The following is an 18040-nucleotide window of genomic DNA, read 5'->3' on the forward strand; positions in this document are numbered from 1 at the left end:
CGCGTGTGTAGTGCCGCTCGGACGGGGCAGGCGCCCCGGTGTCCGTGCCCGATCCACGCCTGCTTCATGCCTGCTCCACGCCTGCTCCACGGCCGGGCGGCGCACGGGTGTGACTCCTGTTCACGCCTGAGTACGCCGGGTGGTCCCGGTTGTCCGGCGGGCGCTTCCCGAGGTTCGCACGCCCGACTCGGTGGGCGCGTGGGGAGCACGTCGGCTGACGGGGCGTACGCCTGGTTGAACAGTTGAGCTGGCCTGCCCTCGGGGGGATGGAAAGCACGTCAAGTTGGGTAAAAACGCTGTGGTGGTGCCACAGTTCATGATTCCCTATAAATCGCCAACGCAGCCCCCGGACGTCCCTCCCGGCAGGCCTGACACGGCTGACCGGACCGACTGGGACGTCGTCCTCATCCGACCTGGCTGACCGGGCCACATCTCCCGGTGCCGACCGGGGTGCGCCGGACCCACTCCTCTTCTCTTTGCGTCGCTGCGGAGCCGACCCATGCTCACGACCCTGAACACCGCCTACACCGACACGCGCGCGGCAGACCTCGCCTGGGCCCTGGGGCGCGAACCGCTGCCCGCGCTCGCCACGCTCGACCTCGAACTCGCCGGCGCAAAACTGCAGTTGCGGCTGCTCGGCGCGTCCCACCAGGTACTCCTGGAGGAGGAACAGGGCAGCCACTGTTCGGAGACGGTCGCGTGCATCCCGGGGTCCAGTACGCCCCTCCCGCTCGGCGTGGCCAAACGCGTGGGCGACTGGGAGTACGAATTCGCCGCCCGTGTCGAGGTCCTGTCCCCGGGTTCCTTCGCCGGCCGGGCCCAGGAACTGCTGGCCCTCGTCTCCGACCACCCCCACGGCCTGGCAGGCGTCTTCCCGGGCAGCCCGCACGCCTTCACGGCCATGCTCGCGCAGCGACACGAGGGCCAAGTGCACTGGCGTACGTGGCACGCGTATCCACAGGACGGCCAACTGGTCGCGACGAGAACGAGGGTGGGGGTCAGGGTGTCGGTGACTCTGTGAGTGAGGGGTGGGCCGGGCCGGGCGAGGGGTGGGGTGGGGTGGGGTGGGCTGGCTGTGGTGGGTGGTCGGGTGCGGGTCCGGTGGGGGCGGGTCGCGCAGTTCCCCGCGCCCCTGAAAGACCAGGCCCTGCGGGCCTGAAGACGACGGCCGGGCGGGCCTGAAGACGACGACGGGGCGGGCCTGAAGACGACGGCGGGGCGGGCCTGAGGACGACGACGGGGCGGGCCTGAAGACGACGACGGGGCGGGCCGAAAAGCACGGGGCGCAGCCCCTGCTTTTCAGGGGCGCGGGGAACTGCGCGAGCAACCACGACGCACCCGCACCCGCCAACACACCCGAACCCCCGAGCTATTAGGCCCCCGGCGAAGCGTCGCAGACCACCCGTGTGGGTGACCCGGCGGAGCGTGACCGTGACGGTAGCGTGCGAGGAGTGATCGAGCCGCACGCCCCCGCACCCCCCGGCGCCCCTCCCCCCTGGCGCGGCCACGGCCGCGCGGGTGCCCAGGCGTGGCTACCGGTCCGCCCGGGAATCGGCCGCTTCCTCGTCCTCGCCGGCGTCTTCGTCTGCGCCGCCTGCGGACTCGTGTACGAACTGGAACTCGTCGCCCTCGCCTCGTACTTGATCGGCGACTCCGTCACCCAGGCCTCCGTGGTTCTCTCGGTCATGGTCTTCGCCATGGGCATCGGCTCCCTCGCCGCCAAACGCCTCCGCCCCCGCGCGGCCCTCGGCTTCGGCGCCATCGAGGCCGCCCTCGCCCTCGTCGGCGGCTGCAGCGCCCTCGCGCTGTACGCGGCGTTCGCCTGGACCGGCGACTGGGGCGGCATGTGGGCGAGCGGCTCGCGCTACCTCCTCGTCGCCTTCTCCCTGGCCATCGGCCTGCTGATCGGCGCCGAGGTCCCGCTGCTCATGGAGCTGATCCAGCGCATCCGCCGCCAGGACGCGGGCGGAGCGGTCGCCGACCTGTTCGCCGCCGACTACGTGGGCGCGCTGGTCGGCGGCCTCGCTTTCCCCTTCCTCCTCCTGCCCTGGCTCGGCCAGTTGACCGGAGCCCTGCTCACCGGCACGGTCAACGCCCTCGTCGGCGGCGCCCTCGTCCTGGGCCTGTTCCGCCACGACCTGAGCCGCCGCGCCCGCTGGCTGCTGCTGGTCACCAACCTCGCCGTCCTCGGTCTCCTCGCCACTGCCGCCGTACACGTCGACGACTTCGAACGCGCGGTCAGGCGCGCGGTGTACGGCAAGGACGTACGGGTCGCGCTGCAGACCGGCGTCCAGGAGGTCGTCCTCACCGGCGGCAGGGACGGCCGTCCGCTCTCCCTCTTCCTCGACGGCCGCCTGCGCATCAGCGACCGCGACGAACACCGCTACCACCGGGCCCTCGTCCACCCCGCCATGAACGCCGGCCCGCACGCCCGCGTCCTCGTCCTCGGCGGCGGTGACGGTCTCGCCGCCCGCGAAGTGCTCCGCCACGAGGACGTACGCCAGGTCGACATCGTCGAACTCGACCCGGGCGTGGTGCGTCTGGCCCGCACGGACCCCGCCCTCTCCGCCCTCAACGGCCACGCCTACGACGACGACCGCGTCCGCGTCTTCACGGAGGACTCCTTCGCCTGGCTGCGCGGCGCCCGCCCGACGGAGACGTACGACGTCGTGATCTCGGACCTTCCCGACCCCGGCATCACGGCGAGTACCAAGCTCTACTCGCAGGAGTTCTACGGTCTGGCCCGCGAGGTCCTCGCCCTCGACGGCCGCATGGTGGTGCACGCGGGCCCGGTGTCGTCCCGGCGGCACGTCTTCTGGACGGTCGACGCCACCGTCCGCGCCACCGGCCTGCGCACCACGCCCTACCGTGTCACCGCCGCCGACCCGGGCTTCGTCCTGGCGACCCGGCCCGACTCCGGCCGACGCCCGCCGCCGGACCTCGGTACCGGGGCCGCGCGCCTCGACGCAGCCGACCGCGTGCAGGGCCTGCCGCCGTCGACGCTGGTGCACCCGAGGTACGCCGACTGAGCTGCAAGGGTCGAGTGGGTCGAGTGGGTCGCGCGGGGCTGCGTGGGGCGGAATACGAGCAATAACGCGTATGTACGGGTGCGGTGCGGTGCCACCTGGGTAGGCTCGGTTTCCATGGAGCATGAGGTGTTCGTTCCGGTTCCCGTCGGCCGCCTTCGGGAGGCGTTGTCCGACCCCGAGCGGGTGGCCCGAGCGGTCCCCGGGCTCCAGCAGGACGCGGGCACCCCACCGGTCGCCGGCCGCCTGAAGGTACGGGTCGCCGGCCACACCATCACCTACCGAGGCACTCTCCGGGTCACCGCCCAGGACGACGGCTCCTACGCCGTGCAGGGCGACGCCATAGAGGCCCGAGGCACCGGCAAGGTGAAACTCACCCTCACCCTCCGCCTCACCCCGGCCACCATGAGCACTGAGGGCACTGAGGGCACCACCCTCACCTACACCGGCACAGCCACCGCCGACGGCCGCATCACCGAACTCCCGGCCGACTCGGTGTCCTCGGCGGTGACGCGGCTGCTGGGGAAGTTCGCGGAGGGCCTGGGAGCGGCGGCCGAGACCGAGCCGGAGACTGCCGAATCCGAGACTGCCGATTCCGAGACCGTCGAGGCCGAAGCCGCAGGGGCCGCCGAAGCCGCAGAGGCCTCCGACACCGGCGAAGCCTCAGGAACCGCTGAAGCCTCAGGAACCGCTGAAGTCACTGACGGGAAAGGCGAGGAGGACAAGCCCCCGGCCTCCGTCGAGCATGAGCCGCCCGCCCCCGTGGAAGAGGAGCCGCCCGCCTCCGGCTTCGAGGCCGACGTTCCGCCGTCGGCGCTGGAGCCCTTCGCCGAGGGGGACTTCGTCGCCGGCGGTGAGCCGCCGGCGGAGGCCGCGCACGCACGCCGGACGATGATCGGCCGCAGCGCGGAGGAGGTGGATCACGCCCCGCCGCGCGGCCGGTACGCCCCGGTCCCCGCCCCCGAGACCGTCTCCGCGAGCGCCACCCTCCGCTGGGCGGCCCCCGCGGCGGCCCTCGCCGTCGCCTCCGCCATCATCGTGAGCCGCGCCCTGCGCAGACGCCGCTGAGGGCACCGTCCCGTGGGCGCTGACCGCCGTGCGGACCGTGTGCGTCATCGAGTTCGACGAAGCCGCAGCGCGGAGGAGATCGCTCGCCGCCGTGCGGCCGGCACGCCCCCGGCCGTTCTCTGCCGGGCGGCCCCGTCGCGTGAGGCGCGGGGCGGCAACTCCCCGCGGACGTGGCCCAGTAGGGTCGAGGGGTGAGTAGCGAAGAGATCACGTTGACCGCGGGTGACGCGGAGGTGGTGCTGGCGCCGGGGAACGGTGGCCGGGTGGCGGGCCTGCGGGTCGGTGGGGTCGAACTGCTGCGTCAGGGCGAGCGCTTCGGCTGCTTCCCGATGGTGCCGTGGTGCGGCCGCATCCGCGACGGCCGCTTCCTCAGCGGCGTCGCCGTACGGCAGATGCCCCTCAACGCCCCGCCCAACGCCATCCACGGCACGACCCGCGACGGAGCCTGGCGGGTCGCGAGCCACGGCGACTCGGAGGCCGTCCTCACGTACGACCTCGTCGCGCCCTGGCCCTACCCCGGCCGCGTCACCCAGGTGGCCGCCCTCACCCCGGACGCCCTCACCCTCACCATGTCCGTGGAGGCGTACGACTCCTCCTTCCCGGCCCAGATCGGCTGGCACCCCTGGTTCAACCGGAACCTGGCCGGCGGCGGCGAGGACGTACGGATCGACTTCACGCCCGCCTGGCAGGAGGAGCGCGGCGCGGACCACCTCCCCACCGGCAGGCGCCTCGACCCCGAGCCCGGCCCCTGGGACGACTGCTTCGGCATGCCCGACGGCGTCGACGTCACCCTCACCTGGCCGGAGCGGCTGGAGCTGAAGGTCGCCTCCCGCGAGGAATGGGTCGTGATCTACGACGAGCAGGCGGAGGCCGTGTGCGTCGAACCGCAGACAGGCCCGCCCAACGGCCTCAACACCCACCCGCGCCTCGTCACTCCCATCGAGCCCCTCGAAGCCACGACCACGTGGACCTGGCGGCGCCTGTGAGCGGACAGCCTGTGAGCGGACGGCCTGTAAGCGGACGGCCTGTAAGCGGACGGCCTGTGAGCGGACGGCCTGTAAGCGGACGGCCTGTAAGCGGACATAAGGGCCCCCTTAAGCTGGCTGCCATGACTGACGTGGACGTACGTGGATCTTTGCTGCAGCAGATCAAGGACAAGGCCGTGGTGCACGGCAAGGTGACCCTGTCGTCGGGTCTGGAGGCGGACTACTACGTCGACCTGCGCCGTGTCACCCTCGACGGCGAGGCCGCCCCGCTGGTCGGGCAGGTGCTGCTCGACCTGACCGCCGACCTCGACTTCGACGCGGTCGGCGGTCTCACGATGGGCGCCGACCCCGTGGCCGGCGCGATGCTGCACGCGGCCGCCGCGCGGGGCCGCAGGCTGGACGCGTTCGTCGTCCGCAAGGCGGCCAAGGCGCACGGGCTGCAGCGGCGGGTGGAGGGGCCGGAGATCCGCGGCCGCCGCGTACTCGTCGTCGAGGACACCTCCACCACCGGCGGCTCCCCGCTGACCGCCGTCGAGGCCGTGCGCGAGGCCGGTGCCGAGGTCGTCGGCGTCGCCACCATCGTCGACCGGGCGACCGGCGCCGCCGAGAAGATCGAGCAGGGCGCCGGAGTCCCGTATCTCTTCGCGTTCTCGAAGGACGAGCTGGGCCTCGACTGATGTCCACCGGACTTGATGTCCACCGGACTTGATGTCCACCGGACTTGATGTTCATCGGACTGTAAGAACACCTGAGAACACCAAGGTCAGGGGTTACCGAACAGTTCCGGACACCCTGGCCGGAGCATTCGGTCACGTCTGGAAAGATGGGGCCGACGATGACGTCGCAACCCTAGGTCAGGGCTCGTAAGCACAACGCCACCCGCATATACAAGGAGCGGACCATGCCCATCGCAACCCCCGAGGTCTACAACGAGATGCTCGACCGGGCGAAGGCAGGCAAGTTCGCCTACCCGGCCATCAATGTGACCTCGACCCAGACGCTGCACGCCGCCCTGCGGGGCTTCGCGGAGGCGGAGAGCGACGGCATCGTCCAGATCTCGACCGGCGGCGCCGAGTTCCTGGGCGGTCAGTACAGCAAGGACATGGTGACGGGTTCCGTCGCCCTGGCGGAGTTCGCGCACATCGTGGCCGAGAAGTACCCCGTCACGGTCGCCCTGCACACGGACCACTGCCCGAAGGACAAGCTGGACGGCTACGTACGTCCGCTGATCGCGGTGTCGGAGGAGCGGGTCGCGCGCGGCGAGAACCCCCTCTTCCAGTCCCACATGTGGGACGGCTCGGCCGAGACCCTCGCCGACAACCTCTCCATCGCCCAGGAGCTCCTCGTCCGCGCCGCCGCCGCGAAGATCATCCTCGAGGTCGAGATCACCCCGACCGGTGGTGAGGAGGACGGCGTCTCCCACGAGATCAACGACTCCCTCTACACGACGGTCGACGACGCGATCCGTACGGCCGAGGCGCTCGGCCTGGGCGAGAAGGGGCGCTACCTGCTGGCCGCGTCCTTCGGCAACGTCCACGGCGTCTACAAGCCGGGCAACGTCGTCCTGCGCCCCGACCTCCTCAAGGAGCTGAACGAGGGCGTCGCCGCCCGCTTCGGCAAGGAGTCCCCCTTCGACTTCGTCTTCCACGGCGGCTCCGGCTCCACCGAGGAGGAGATCCGCACCGCCCTGGAGAACGGCGTCGTCAAGATGAACATCGACACCGACACCCAGTACGCCTTCACGCGTCCGGTCGCCGCACACATGTTCCAGAACTACGACGGCGTCCTGAAGATCGACGGCGAGGTCGGCAACAAGAAGACCTACGACCCCCGCACCTGGGGCAAGCTCGCGGAGGCCTCCATGGCCGCCCGCGTCGTCGAGGCCTGCGGCAACCTGCGCTCCGCGGGCACGAAGATCAAGTAAGCGATACGGGACGGCTCCGCCGCCCGGTACGGGGCGGCCCGGCCGCACCACCGCGGCTGCCCGCAGCTGTCATCACTCAGCTGCGGGCAGCCGTGCTGTGGGGCCGTCGTGTCGCTGGGCGTCGTCTCAGCCTGCCTGGCTGCGGGCAGTCGTGCCCGCCAGGGGCGATGGGGGCACCTCTCGCTCGAGCGAAGCCGAGAGTGGGGGAGAGCGGGCGCAGCGGCGTCCCGTCAGCGCCGGGTTGCGCGACCCCGCCCGGCCCGCATGCCCTCCGCCCGGCCGCACAGTTCCGGGCACGTTCCACACCTGGCCCAAACGCCTCTAGCACGGGATGATTCCGACCATGGCCGACGTACGCCTGGCTTCTGCCCAGGGCAAGTGGATCCTGCTGACCACGGTGCTCGGCTCCAGCATGGCCATGCTGGACTCGACGGTCGTCAACGTCGCCCTCCCGCGCATCGGCCTGGACCTGGACGCCGACCTCGCGGCCCTCCAGTGGACCGTCAACGCGTACATGCTCACCCTCGCCGGCCTGATCCTCCTCGGCGGCGCGTTGGGCGACCGTTTCGGCCGCCGCAAGGTGTTCGTCGTGGGCGTGGTGTGGTTCGCCGTGGCCTCACTCCTCTGCGGCATCGCCCCGAGCGGCGGCGTACTGATCGCCGCCCGGGCCCTCCAGGGCGTGGGCGGCGCGCTCCTCACCCCCGGCTCCCTCGCCCTCATCCAGGCGTCCTTCCACCCGGACGACCGCGCGAAGGCGGTGGGCCTGTGGTCCGGCTTCGGCGGCATAGGCGCGGCCGTCGGTCCGTTCCTGGGCGGCTGGCTGGTCGACGGCCCCGGCTGGCGCTGGGTCTTCTTCCTGAACGTCCCCCTCGCTCTCCTCTGCGTCCCGATCGCCGCCCGCCACGTACCGGAATCCGCGGACGGCCGCAGCCACGACCGAGGCTTCGACATTCTCGGCGCCACGCTCGGAGCCGCGTCCCTCGCGTTCATCACGTACGCGCTGATCGAGGCCAGAGCGGGCACGGTCGCGGTAGCGGCCACCGCACTCGCCGGCGTGGCGACGGCCGTGGCGTTCATCTACGTCGAACGCCACCGCCCCGACCCCATGATGCCGTCGGAGATCTTCGCGTCCCGCCAGTTCACGGCGGTCAACATCGTCACCCTGTTCGTGTACGCGGCCTTCGGCGGCTTCTTCTTCCTCGCCGCCCTCCAGCTCCAGGTGGTCTCCGGCTACTCGGCCCTCGGCGCCGGCGCGGCCCTCCTCCCCATCACCGTCCTGATGCTGCTCCTGTCGGCCCGCGCGGGCGCCCTCGGCGAACGCATCGGCCCCCGCATCCCCCTCACCGTCGGCCCCCTGCTGTGCACGGCGGGCGTCCTGCTGATGCTCCGCGTGGGCCCCGACGCCGCGTACGCCACCGACGTCCTCCCCGCCCTCCTGGTCATGGGCCTGGGCATGGTCACCCTCGTGGCCCCCCTGACCGCCACCGTCCTCGCCTCGGTCACCACCGACCACGCCGGCCTCGCCAGCGGCATCAACAACGCCGCCGCCCGAGCGGCGGGCCTCCTGGCGGTAGCCGCACTCCCTCTGATCGCCGGCATGGGCCCAGAGGCCTACCGCTCACCCACCCAGTTCGACAGCGCCTTCGACACCGCCATGCTCGCCTGCGCGATCGCCCTCCTCGTCGCCTCGGCCCTGGCCTACGCCACGGTCCGTCGCCCCGCCCCCGACTGCCACCACCCCGAATGCCACACCCATGGCTGCGTAACGGCTCCGCCGCTGGAGGGCACGCAGACGGGAGAGACGGCGGAGAAGTAGCGGGCGAAGCCCCCGCAAGGGGCGTGGGGAACCGCGCGAGCCGCCAGGTACGACCCGCACCCGCCCGCGAGAAAAACCCCGGGCAGACACCTGGCGCCGAAACCCCACCCCCACCCGGCGAACCCGACCCCCCACATGAGCCAGACTGGAACCCATGACGATTCACGAGAACCTCCTCGGGGGCCCGCCCCCGACGCACCTCCCCGACGACCCGGAGCCCCGCGAACTCCTCGCGAACGGCACGGCCCCGGCCGACGTCGCCGCCAAGTACCCCACCTCCTCCCTCGCCTGGGCCCAGCTCGCCGACGAGGCGTACGAGCGGGGCAGTGTCGTGGAGTCGTACGCCTACGCCCGTACGGGTTACCACCGCGGTCTGGACGCCCTGCGCCGCAGCGGCTGGAAGGGCCACGGCCCCGTCCCCTGGGAGCACGAGCCGAATCGTGGCTTCCTGCGCGCCCTGCACGCCCTGGCCCGCGCCGCGGGAGACATCGGTGAGCAGGAGGAGCACGAGCGCTGCTCCCAGTTCCTGAAGGACTCCTCCCCGACGGCGGCGCAGACGCTGAGCTGACCGAGGGGACGGTTCGTGCAGGTCCGCCTGGTGTGACCAGGCGGACCTTGCGGTACCGGAGGGTATGACCGAACATGCGGGTGGGGACCGGGGCCCCCGTGTCGGAATTCGGCAGGGGCGGACCGCTACCCGGAGTACACAGCAGGAGACAGCGATGTCGCATCCGGCTCAGCCCCACGAGGCTTCGGAGCCCGAGACCCCGCATCTCGACTTCCAGGGCACCACCCCGTACGAGGACTACGTCCAGGCGGACGTCCTCACCCACCTCCAGCACCCCCTCTCCGACGACCCCGGCGAGATGGTCTTCCTGGTGACCACCCAGGTCATGGAGCTGTGGTTCACCGTCATCGTGCACGAGTGGGAGACCGCGACCGCCGCGGTCCGGGGCGACGACGTGGCGACGGCGAAGGACGCGCTGAAGCGTTCCGTACGCGAACTGGAGGCCCTGAACGCCTCCTGGAAGCCCCTCGGCCAGCTCACCCCCGGCCAGTTCAACTCCTACCGCGCCGCCCTCGGCGAGGGCTCCGGCTTCCAGTCGGCGATGTACCGCCGGATGGAGTTCCTGCTCGGCGAGAAGTCCGCCTCCATGCTCGTCCCGCACCGGGGTGCCCCGCGCGTCCACGCCGAGCTGGAGAAGGCGCTGCATGAGCCGAGCCTCTACGACGAGGTCCTGCGGCTCCTGGCCCGCCGCGGCCACGCTATCCCCGACTCCGTCGTACGCCGTGACGTCTCCCAGCGCTACGAGCCCTCCCCCGAGGTCGAGGAGGTGTGGACCGAGCTGTACTCCGGCGACCCGGACCACGAACTCGCCCGCCTCGGCGAGGCGCTGACCGACGTTGCCGAACTCGTCTGGCGCTGGCGCAACGACCACCTCGTCGCCACCCGCCGCTCGATGGGTTCCAAGGCCGGCACGGGCGGTTCCGCCGGCGTGGCCTGGCTGGAGAAGCGCGCCCGGAAGAACGTCTTCCCCGAGCTGTGGACGGCGCGCTCCCATGTCTGAACTCACCGAAATCACCGAATGCAGCACTGAACTGGCCGCCCAAGCAGTGGAGTTGGACGCGGCCGACGAACTGTCCGGCCTGCGCACCCGCTTCGTCCTCGACGACGCCGTGTACCTCGACGGCAACTCGCTCGGCGCGCTCCCGGTGTCGGTCCCCGGACGGCTCACGGATGTCGTGTACCGCGAGTGGGGCGAGCTGCGCATCCGTTCCTGGGACGAGAGCGGCTGGTGGACCGCGCCCGAGCGGATCGGCGACCGCATCGCTCCGCTGGTGGGCGCGGCGCCCGGCCAGATCGTGGTCGGCGACTCCACGAGTGTCAACGTCTTCAAGGCGGTCGTGGCGGCGGTACGCATGGCGGACGAGGCCGGTGACGGCCGCCGCGACGAGATCCTGGTCGACGCGACGACGTTCCCCACGGACGGCTACATAGCCGAGTCCGCGGCCCGTATGACCGGCCGCACACTGCGCCCGGTGACCCCGGCGGAGGTCCCGGCCGCCCTGAGCGACCGTACGGCCGCCGTCCTCCTCAACCACGTCGACTACCGCACCGGCCGCCTCCACGACCTGCCCGGCCTGACGGCGGCGGTCCACCAGGCCGGCGCCTACGTCGTCTGGGACCTCTGCCACAGCGCGGGTGCCCTCCCCGTAGGCCTCGACGAACACGGGGTCGACCTGGCGGTCGGCTGCACCTACAAGTACCTCAACGGCGGCCCCGGCTCCCCGGCCTACCTCTACGTCCGCCACGACCTCCAGCCCCGCTTCGACTCCCCCCTCCCCGGCTGGACCTCCCACGCCCACCCCTTCGCCATGCACCCGACCTACGAGCCCGCGACGGGCGCGCCGCGGGGCCGCGTCGGCACACCTGACATCCTGTCAATGCTCGCTCTGGAGGCGGCACTTGACGTGTGGTACGGGGGAAGGGGAGGGCGCGTCGCCGAAGAGACTGGGACTGGGACTGGGACTGCGGCTGGGGTTGGGGCGGGGACCGGGGCCGGGGTGACGATCGAGTCGGTCCGCGCCAAGTCCCTCGCCCTGACGGACTTCTTCCTGCGCTGCGTAGCGGCATACGTTCCCGAAGGCCGAGTCGAGTCCCTCACCCCGACCGCCCACGCGGAACGCGGCAGCCAGGTCGCCCTCCGCTGCGACGACGCCGACGACGTCATGAAACGCCTCATCCACCAGGGCGTCATCGGCGACTTCCGCCACCCCGATGTCCTCCGCTTCGGCTTCACCCCCCTCTATGTCAGCTTCGCGGACGTAGAGCGCGCGGCCCGGGTGCTGGGCGAGACGTTGGAGTCGATGAGGTAACGGCGCGGGGAGATGCCGGGGGCGCTGGGGTAGCGGTGCCGGGGGAGATGTTGGGAGCGCTGGGGTAGCAGCGCGGTCGCGCTGCTGGGGCGGCGCCCACGCTTGTCGTTGCTGCGGGCAGTCGTGCCGCTGGGGCGGCACGGGTGGGCGCAGCGGCACCCGGCAAGCGCCGGTGAGCGAAACCCGCCCCGCCCCCGGCCGGCCCCGGCACCGGCCCCGCTTCCACCCCGCTCCACTCCCATGCCGCTCCCCGGCTACCCCATCCACGCCTCCCTGACCCAGCGTCATATCCCCGTGTCAACGCACGTCACCGGCCTGATACCGTCCCCGCCAACGGCAGGCGCCCTATTCCCAGGTACCCGCCCACCCAAACCCTTCCAAATCCGTTTCACCCGAGAGGTTGGCGCATGCCGGACGACGACGCCGCAGCCCGCGATGCCGCCGAAGAGGCATCCGCCTTCTCGCACCCACCGGTCACCCCCGACACCACGGCCGCCTACGGCGACCACCCCGACCAGGTGATCGACTTCTACGCCCCCCGCGCCCCCGACGCGGACGGGGGCGCAGGAACAGCCACAGGTACGGGTACGCGCACGCCCCCCGAGCCCGACGCAGCCGCATCCACGGCCACCGCCCCCTTGGTCGTAGTCCTGCACGGCGGCGCCTGGCGAGCCCCCTACGACCGCCACCACATCACCCCCTTCGCCGACTTCATCGCCCGCCACGGCTTCGCGGTGGCCAACGTCGAGTACAGAAGGGGAAGCTCACTCCCCACCCAGACCGGCCCCACCGGCACCCCCGGCTCGATCGCGGGCCGCTGGCCGGAGACGTTCGACGACATCGCCGCCGCCCTCGACGCCCTGCCGGACCTCGTACGCCAGGCCCTGCCCCAGGCGGACCCCCGCCGCATGGTCCTCACCGGCCACTCCGCCGGCGGCCATCTCGCCCTGTGGGCCGCGGCCCGCCACGTACTCCCGGCGGACACCCCGTGGCGCACCCCCCGCCCCGCCCCTCTCCGCGGCGTCGTCGCCCTGGCCCCCATCGCCGACTTCACCGTCGCCGAGAAGCTCGACGTCTGCGGCGGCGCGGCCACCCAACTCCTCGGCGGCCAGGACGAGTTCGCCGAGCGCCGCCCCTACGCCGACCCGGCGCTCCTCCTCCCGACCGGCATCGCCACCACCCTCGTACAGGGCCGCTCCGACATCGTCGTCCCCCAGGCCGTCGCCGAGGCGTACGCCGACGCCGCGGCCAAGGCGGGCGAGGTCGTGGGCCTGACCCTGCTGGAGGAGGTCGGCCACTTCCCCCTCATCGACCCGGCGGCGGACGCGTGCGCGGTGGTGGTGGAGGAAATCGCGCAACTGGCCTGGTGAGCGGGGCCCTGGCACGGCCCCACCCCCGCTCGCACCCTCCCGCTGATACCCGTAATACCTGAGAGCTACATATCAGGTGAGCTCCCTGGCGTGACGCCGACCACGACCCCCGATCCATAACTTCCTTCGCAGAGCGGCCTGATGGACGGGCCGCCCGAGCGGGAAGGGGCGGGTGACATGGGGGTCGCGACATGGCCGGAGGAAGACCTCCAACCACCCACGGAACCCCGCGCCTCGACGCAACCACCCCAACCGCTCCCCAGAGCGACGAGCCCCCGACACTCCAACTCTCGGCACCCCACCCCCTGGTCTCGACCCGCCTGGTCGGCCCGCCTACGCCGAACGCTGCTCGCCCTCCTGGTGGCGACGGCCGTCATCGCCCCCGTCTCCGCCGCGGCCAGGCCACAGATCCCGGCCCCACCTCCGGCCTCGTTCGCCCCGCCGACCCCGACGACACTCCAGTCGACGTACGAGGCCAACCGCGCGAACGCCGCGGAGGCGGCCCGCATGGCCGACGCCCATGGAGACCGAAGCCGAGCCGCGGCCGACCGGTGGATGGCGGCGCCCGCCCGACAACTCCTGACGTTCGACGGCCGAGGCCCGGGGCAGGCCGTGGAAGTCCTGGGCGATCTGCTGAAGGCCGACCACATAGCGGTCCTGGTCCCGGGCTCGGACACGAGCCTGGACACATACGACCGCTTCCACAAAGCCGCGCAGGCCCTGCACGACCGCACGGGCCCGGACACCGCGGTGATCGCCTGGCTCGGCTACGAAACGCCCGGAACCATCAGCACGACGGTCCTCACTCCCACCCGCGCCGAACAGGCGGCCCCCCACCTCCGCACGTTCATACGCGAACTGCGAGGCCTGGTGGGCGACTCCACCGGCATCGCCCTCCTCTGCCACTCCTACGGCTCGGTCGTCTGCGTCCACGCAGCCACCGATCTCGACGACGTCGACGACATGGCCCTGATCGGCAGCCCCGGCACAGGCGCGGACAGCGCGGCCGCTCTGCACACCTCGGCGCGCGTATGGGCGGCCCGAGGCGCGGACGACTGGATCGGCATGGTCCCGCACACCCGAGCAGACCTCTTCGGCACGACCCTCGGCTTCGGCCCCGATCCCACGTCCCCCTCCTTCGGCGCCCACGTCTTCACCGCAGGCCCCGCCGGCCACAGCGACTACTTCACTCCCAACTCCACCGCCCTGAAAAACCTCGCCCACATAGCCCAAGGCGCCCCCACGGAGGTAACCCATGCGTGACCACACCCCCACGCCAATGGCGCCCCACACTCCAGGAGCAGGAGCAGGAGCAGGAGCAGGGGCAGGAGCAGGGGCAGGGGCAGGGGCAGGGGCAGGGGCAGGGGCTGGAGTCGGAGCCTGGGGTACGGCCGAAGCACGTGCCGCAGCCGCCAACGGCGGTGCTCAGCCCCCACACCCCCCACGCCGCCTCCTCACCACCACCCGCCAAGCCGCCCACCAGATCAACACCGCCACCCCGCCCCACCGCGACCGCGCAGTGGACGCCCTCCGAGCCCTCGCCATAGTCGGCATAATCCTGGGCCACTGGCTGGTAACCGCTCTGGTCGCAGACGGCAACACCCTCCACACCACCAGCCCCCTCCAACACATGCCCCAACTGGCCCCCATCTCCTGGCTGTTCCAAACCCTCGCCGTCTTCTTCCTGGTAGGCGGCCACGTAGCCACGAAGAGCTACACCTCGACCCGAGCCCACGGCACGACGTACACCCAATGGCTCCGCACCCGCCTGGGTCGCCTGTTCATACCGGTCGCCGCCCTCCTGACCCTCTGGACGGCGGTCACGATCACCCTCCTGGCCACAGGCACCCGCATCGACACGGTCCACACCCTCCTGAAACTTGCCCTGTCCCCGCTGTGGTTCCTCCTGGTCTTCGCAGCCCTGACGGCAGCAACGCCCCTGTTGGCCCGCCTCAACCCCCTCTGGCCCCTGGCCGTGGTCCTCCACGTGGACCTCATCCGCTTCGGCCTCGGCGGCCCCCAAGCCCTCGGCTGGGTCAACCTGGCCGCAGGCTGGCTGGTCCCGTACACCCTGGGCGCGGCCTGGACCCGAGGCGAACTGGAGCGCCTCCGCGCGGGCTGGACCCTGCTGGTGTCCGGCACGGCGGCGACGGCGGCCCTGATCATCTGGGCCGGCTACCCGGCGTCGATGGTCGGCGTCCCCGGCGCGCAGGTCTCCAACCTGAACCCACCCACCCTGGCCGTCGTCACCTTCGGCCTGTCCCAGTGCGGCCTGGCCCTCCTGCTGCGCGGCCCCCTCCGCCGCACCCTGCGACGCCGACCGATGGCGTGGGCGGCGGTGGCCGTCGTCAACCTCTCGGCGATGACCGTGTTCCTCTGGCACCAGACGGCGATGATGGCGACGACCGCCACAGGCCTGACGGCAGGCCGCCTCCCCGGCCTGCACACCCTCCCCGACAACCTGACCTGGGTGGCGGCCCGGCTCGCCTGGCTCCCGGTCTTCACCCTCGCCCTCCTGCTTTGCTGGTCCGCTTTCCACGGCTACGAGAACCGCCGCCCCAGGAAGCCCCGACGACAGAAGACCTCACGACCGATACGCGCCCGAACCAGCCCCCGACCACGACCCCGAACCAGCCCCCAACAGCCGAACACGCCAACCCCATCGGTACGCCATGCCTAGGCTGATGCGAATGAGTGCGGTGGAGGAGCGGCTGACCAGAGGAGTACGGCTGCTGCGCGAGGACCTGTGGAGCGCCAAACCGCACCCGCTGCCACCCTCCGCCCGGCTGCGCCGACTCCCGCACGTCCTGGTCGTCCTGGTCGCCCTCCTCACCATGCTCGGAAACATCGACGAGATGGGCGAGAGCTACCAACTGGGCACGCAGTACGCGCTGTTGTGCTCGCTGGCACAGGCGGCAGCGGTGGCGCTCGCCCTCTGGTGGCCGGTACCGGCGTGGTGGGCCTCCATGGTCGTCACCACCGTGGTGGCCCTCGGTGTCCGAGCCCAACTGTTCACCCAGCAGACCGATGCCAACTACCGTGTGTGGCCCCCCGACGTCACGGGCGGCCCCGACGCCCCGCTACCCCACGGCACGATCGACACCGACGTTCCCTGGCCATGGAGCCCGATGGGGCTGATCGCCCACGCGATCATCCTCTTCCTGCTCGCCCTGCGCCTGCCCAACCGCGTGGTGATCGAGGTGCTGGTGCTGACCACGCTGGGCACCTTCGCCCTGCAGGGCCTCGTCGGCTCCCATGAGTACGCGTCGACGAGCCCGCTGGCCCTCGCGTTCTTCGTCGGTGCCGTCCTCCTCGGCAGCGCCATGCGCGGCCGCCGAGAGGCCCGCACCCAACTCGTCGAGCAGACGAGCATCACCGCAGAGGAGCGCGCCCGCCGCACCCTCCTGGAGGAGCGCAGCCGCATCGCCCGCGAACTGCACGACGTGGTCGCCCACCACATGTCGGTGATCTCGATCCAGGCCCAGGTCGCCCCCCACCTGGTGGAGAACCCCTCCGAGGAACTGAAGGAGAACCTCCACGGCATCCGGCAGAACGCCCTGGAGGCCCTCACCGAACTCCGTCGCGTCCTCGGTGTGCTGCGCTCCGAGAACCTTCACCGGACGCCCGGCCCCGACGATCCGCAGGGGATAGCGGCCATCACCGAGGGCACCGCCCCGCACGCCCCGCAGCCCACCCTGGACCGTCTCGACGCGCTCATCGACAACACCCGCGCGGCCGGCCTGTCGGTCGTCACCGAGATCCACGGCGAGTCGAGCCCGCTGCCACCGGGCGTGGAGCTGTCGGCGTACCGGATAGTCCAGGAGGCGCTCAGCAACGCGTTGCGGCACGCGCCCGGGTCGACCGTTCGGGTGGAGCTCACCCACTTCCCGCGCGGTCTGCAGGTACGGGTGATCAACTCCCGTCCCGCCCACAAGGCCCCACCGTCCCCCGGCGCCGGCCATGGGCTCCTCGGCATGCGTGAGCGCGCCACGATGCTCGGTGGCACCCTCATGGCGACCGAGACCTCCCACGGCGGCTTCGCCGTCGTGGCCTTCCTCCCACGAAACGGCGACCCCGGCAGCGAGCCCTCGGAGCTCGCACCGGACACGACAGGAGACAAGAGTCCATGACGAGCAGCACCATCCGCGTACTGATCGCCGACGACCAGCAGATGGTCCGACAGGGCTTCTCGGTGCTGCTCAACACCCAGCCCGACATCGACGTCGTCGGCCAGGCGGTGCACGGTCTCGACGCGATCGGCAAGGTCGCCGAACTCGCCCCGGACGTGGTCCTGATGGACATCCGCATGCCCGAACTCGGCGGCATCGAGGCCACCCACCGCATCACCACCGAGAACCCGCACATCAGAGTCCTCGTCCTCACCACCTTCGACCTCGACGAGTACGTGTACGAGGCGCTGCGCGCCGGCGCGTCCGGCTTTCTCCTCAAGGACGCCTCCGCCGACCAGCTCGCCGAAGCGGTACGGGTGGTCGCGGCGGGCGACGCCCTGCTCGCACCCGGCATCACCCGCCGCCTCATCGCCGAGTTCTCCCGTCTCGGCACCACACCCCGCGGCCCCCTCAAGGCCCGCGTCGGCGACCTGACCGAGCGGGAGACCGAGGTGCTCACCCTGATCGCACAGGGCCTCTCCAACGCCGAGATCGCCCAACGCCTCGTCGTCGCCGAACAGACCGTGAAGACCCATGTGGGCCGCATCCTGGTCAAACTGGGCCTCCGCGACCGCACCCAGGCAGCGGTCTTCGCCTATGAGTCGGGCCTGGTCCGCCCCACGGGGTACTGAACGGACGTCACCGACGGCCACACACCGCCGGCCACGGACCACGGACGTCACCGACGGCCACACATCGCCGGCCACGGACCACGGACCGCCGGCTAGGGCCACGCACCGCCGGCTAGGGCCACGGACCGCCGGCTAGGGCCACGCACCGCCGGCCACGGCCACGGACCGTCGG

16 protein-coding genes are annotated in these 18040 nt (G+C 71.7%); all 16 read left to right on the forward strand.

The features are described from left to right. Window positions 1-499: 499 nt before the first annotated feature. The 16 genes from ACFU53_RS29715 to ACFU53_RS29790 all read left to right on the forward strand — a co-directional run bounded on the left by ACFU53_RS29715 (window position 500) and on the right by ACFU53_RS29790 (window position 17868). The gene (locus ACFU53_RS29715; protein WP_319267385.1) at window positions 500-1021 is read left to right on the forward strand and encodes a DUF2617 family protein; all 522 of its coding nucleotides are present in this window, start codon (window positions 500-502) and stop codon (window positions 1019-1021) included. A 430-nt stretch (window positions 1022-1451) separates the two neighbouring features. Then, window positions 1452-3029, forward strand: coding sequence for a polyamine aminopropyltransferase (locus ACFU53_RS29720; RefSeq protein WP_383998943.1), 1578 nt, complete (start codon window positions 1452-1454; stop codon window positions 3027-3029). 114 nt (window positions 3030-3143) lie between these two features. Beyond that, entirely contained in the window at window positions 3144-4094 is a 951-nt protein-coding gene (locus ACFU53_RS29725) for an SRPBCC family protein (protein ID WP_383998946.1), read from the forward strand. Between the two features lie 191 nt (window positions 4095-4285). Further along, a complete protein-coding gene (locus ACFU53_RS29730; protein ID WP_383998949.1) occupies window positions 4286-5080 on the forward strand; it encodes an aldose 1-epimerase in 795 nt (264 codons plus the stop codon). Between the two features lie 122 nt (window positions 5081-5202). Continuing rightward, window positions 5203-5757 (forward strand): orotate phosphoribosyltransferase, encoded by a 555-nt coding sequence (gene pyrE / locus ACFU53_RS29735; protein ID WP_383998952.1) that lies wholly within the window; start codon window positions 5203-5205, stop codon window positions 5755-5757. A gap of 206 nt (window positions 5758-5963) precedes the next feature. Further along, window positions 5964-7004 (forward strand): class II fructose-bisphosphate aldolase, encoded by a 1041-nt coding sequence (gene fbaA / locus ACFU53_RS29740; protein ID WP_383999018.1) that lies wholly within the window; start codon window positions 5964-5966, stop codon window positions 7002-7004. 343 nt (window positions 7005-7347) lie between these two features. Beyond that, entirely contained in the window at window positions 7348-8820 is a 1473-nt protein-coding gene (locus ACFU53_RS29745; RefSeq protein ID WP_383998955.1) for an MFS transporter, read from the forward strand. Between the two features lie 154 nt (window positions 8821-8974). Then, entirely contained in the window at window positions 8975-9388 is a 414-nt protein-coding gene (locus tag ACFU53_RS29750; protein ID WP_383998957.1) for a DUF3151 domain-containing protein, read from the forward strand. 154 nt (window positions 9389-9542) lie between these two features. Then, complete coding sequence (locus tag ACFU53_RS29755) at window positions 9543-10388, forward strand: tryptophan 2,3-dioxygenase family protein (RefSeq protein WP_383998960.1); 846 nt, start codon at window positions 9543-9545, stop codon at window positions 10386-10388. Further along, window positions 10381-11697, forward strand: a complete 1317-nt coding sequence (locus tag ACFU53_RS29760) for a kynureninase (protein ID WP_383998963.1) — start codon at window positions 10381-10383, stop codon at window positions 11695-11697. Before ACFU53_RS29755 ends, ACFU53_RS29760 begins: the two co-directional genes overlap by 8 nt. A gap of 407 nt (window positions 11698-12104) precedes the next feature. Further along, window positions 12105-13067, forward strand: a complete 963-nt coding sequence (locus tag ACFU53_RS29765) for an alpha/beta hydrolase (protein WP_383998966.1) — start codon at window positions 12105-12107, stop codon at window positions 13065-13067. A gap of 360 nt (window positions 13068-13427) precedes the next feature. Continuing rightward, on the forward strand, window positions 13428-14330 hold the full coding sequence (locus tag ACFU53_RS29770) for an alpha/beta hydrolase (RefSeq protein ID WP_383998969.1): 903 nt from the start codon (window positions 13428-13430) through the stop codon (window positions 14328-14330). Continuing rightward, a complete protein-coding gene (locus tag ACFU53_RS29775) occupies window positions 14327-14614 on the forward strand; it encodes a hypothetical protein (protein WP_383999022.1) in 288 nt (95 codons plus the stop codon). The genes ACFU53_RS29770 and ACFU53_RS29775 overlap by 4 nt, the downstream gene beginning before the upstream one ends. Next, window positions 14551-15747: an acyltransferase gene (locus ACFU53_RS29780; protein WP_383999020.1), complete on the forward strand. Its 1197-nt coding sequence runs from the start codon at window positions 14551-14553 to the stop codon at window positions 15745-15747. Before ACFU53_RS29775 ends, ACFU53_RS29780 begins: the two co-directional genes overlap by 64 nt. Window positions 15748-15757: 10 nt before the next feature. Beyond that, on the forward strand, window positions 15758-17197 hold the full coding sequence (locus ACFU53_RS29785; RefSeq protein WP_383998972.1) for a sensor histidine kinase: 1440 nt from the start codon (window positions 15758-15760) through the stop codon (window positions 17195-17197). Further along, window positions 17194-17868 (forward strand): response regulator, encoded by a 675-nt coding sequence (locus tag ACFU53_RS29790; protein ID WP_383998975.1) that lies wholly within the window; start codon window positions 17194-17196, stop codon window positions 17866-17868. Before ACFU53_RS29785 ends, ACFU53_RS29790 begins: the two co-directional genes overlap by 4 nt. The last annotated feature ends 172 nt before the right edge of the window (window positions 17869-18040 follow it).

Source organism: Streptomyces sp. NPDC057474 (assembly GCF_042802555.1).
In the GTDB taxonomy this organism is placed as follows: domain Bacteria; phylum Actinomycetota; class Actinomycetes; order Streptomycetales; family Streptomycetaceae; genus Streptomyces.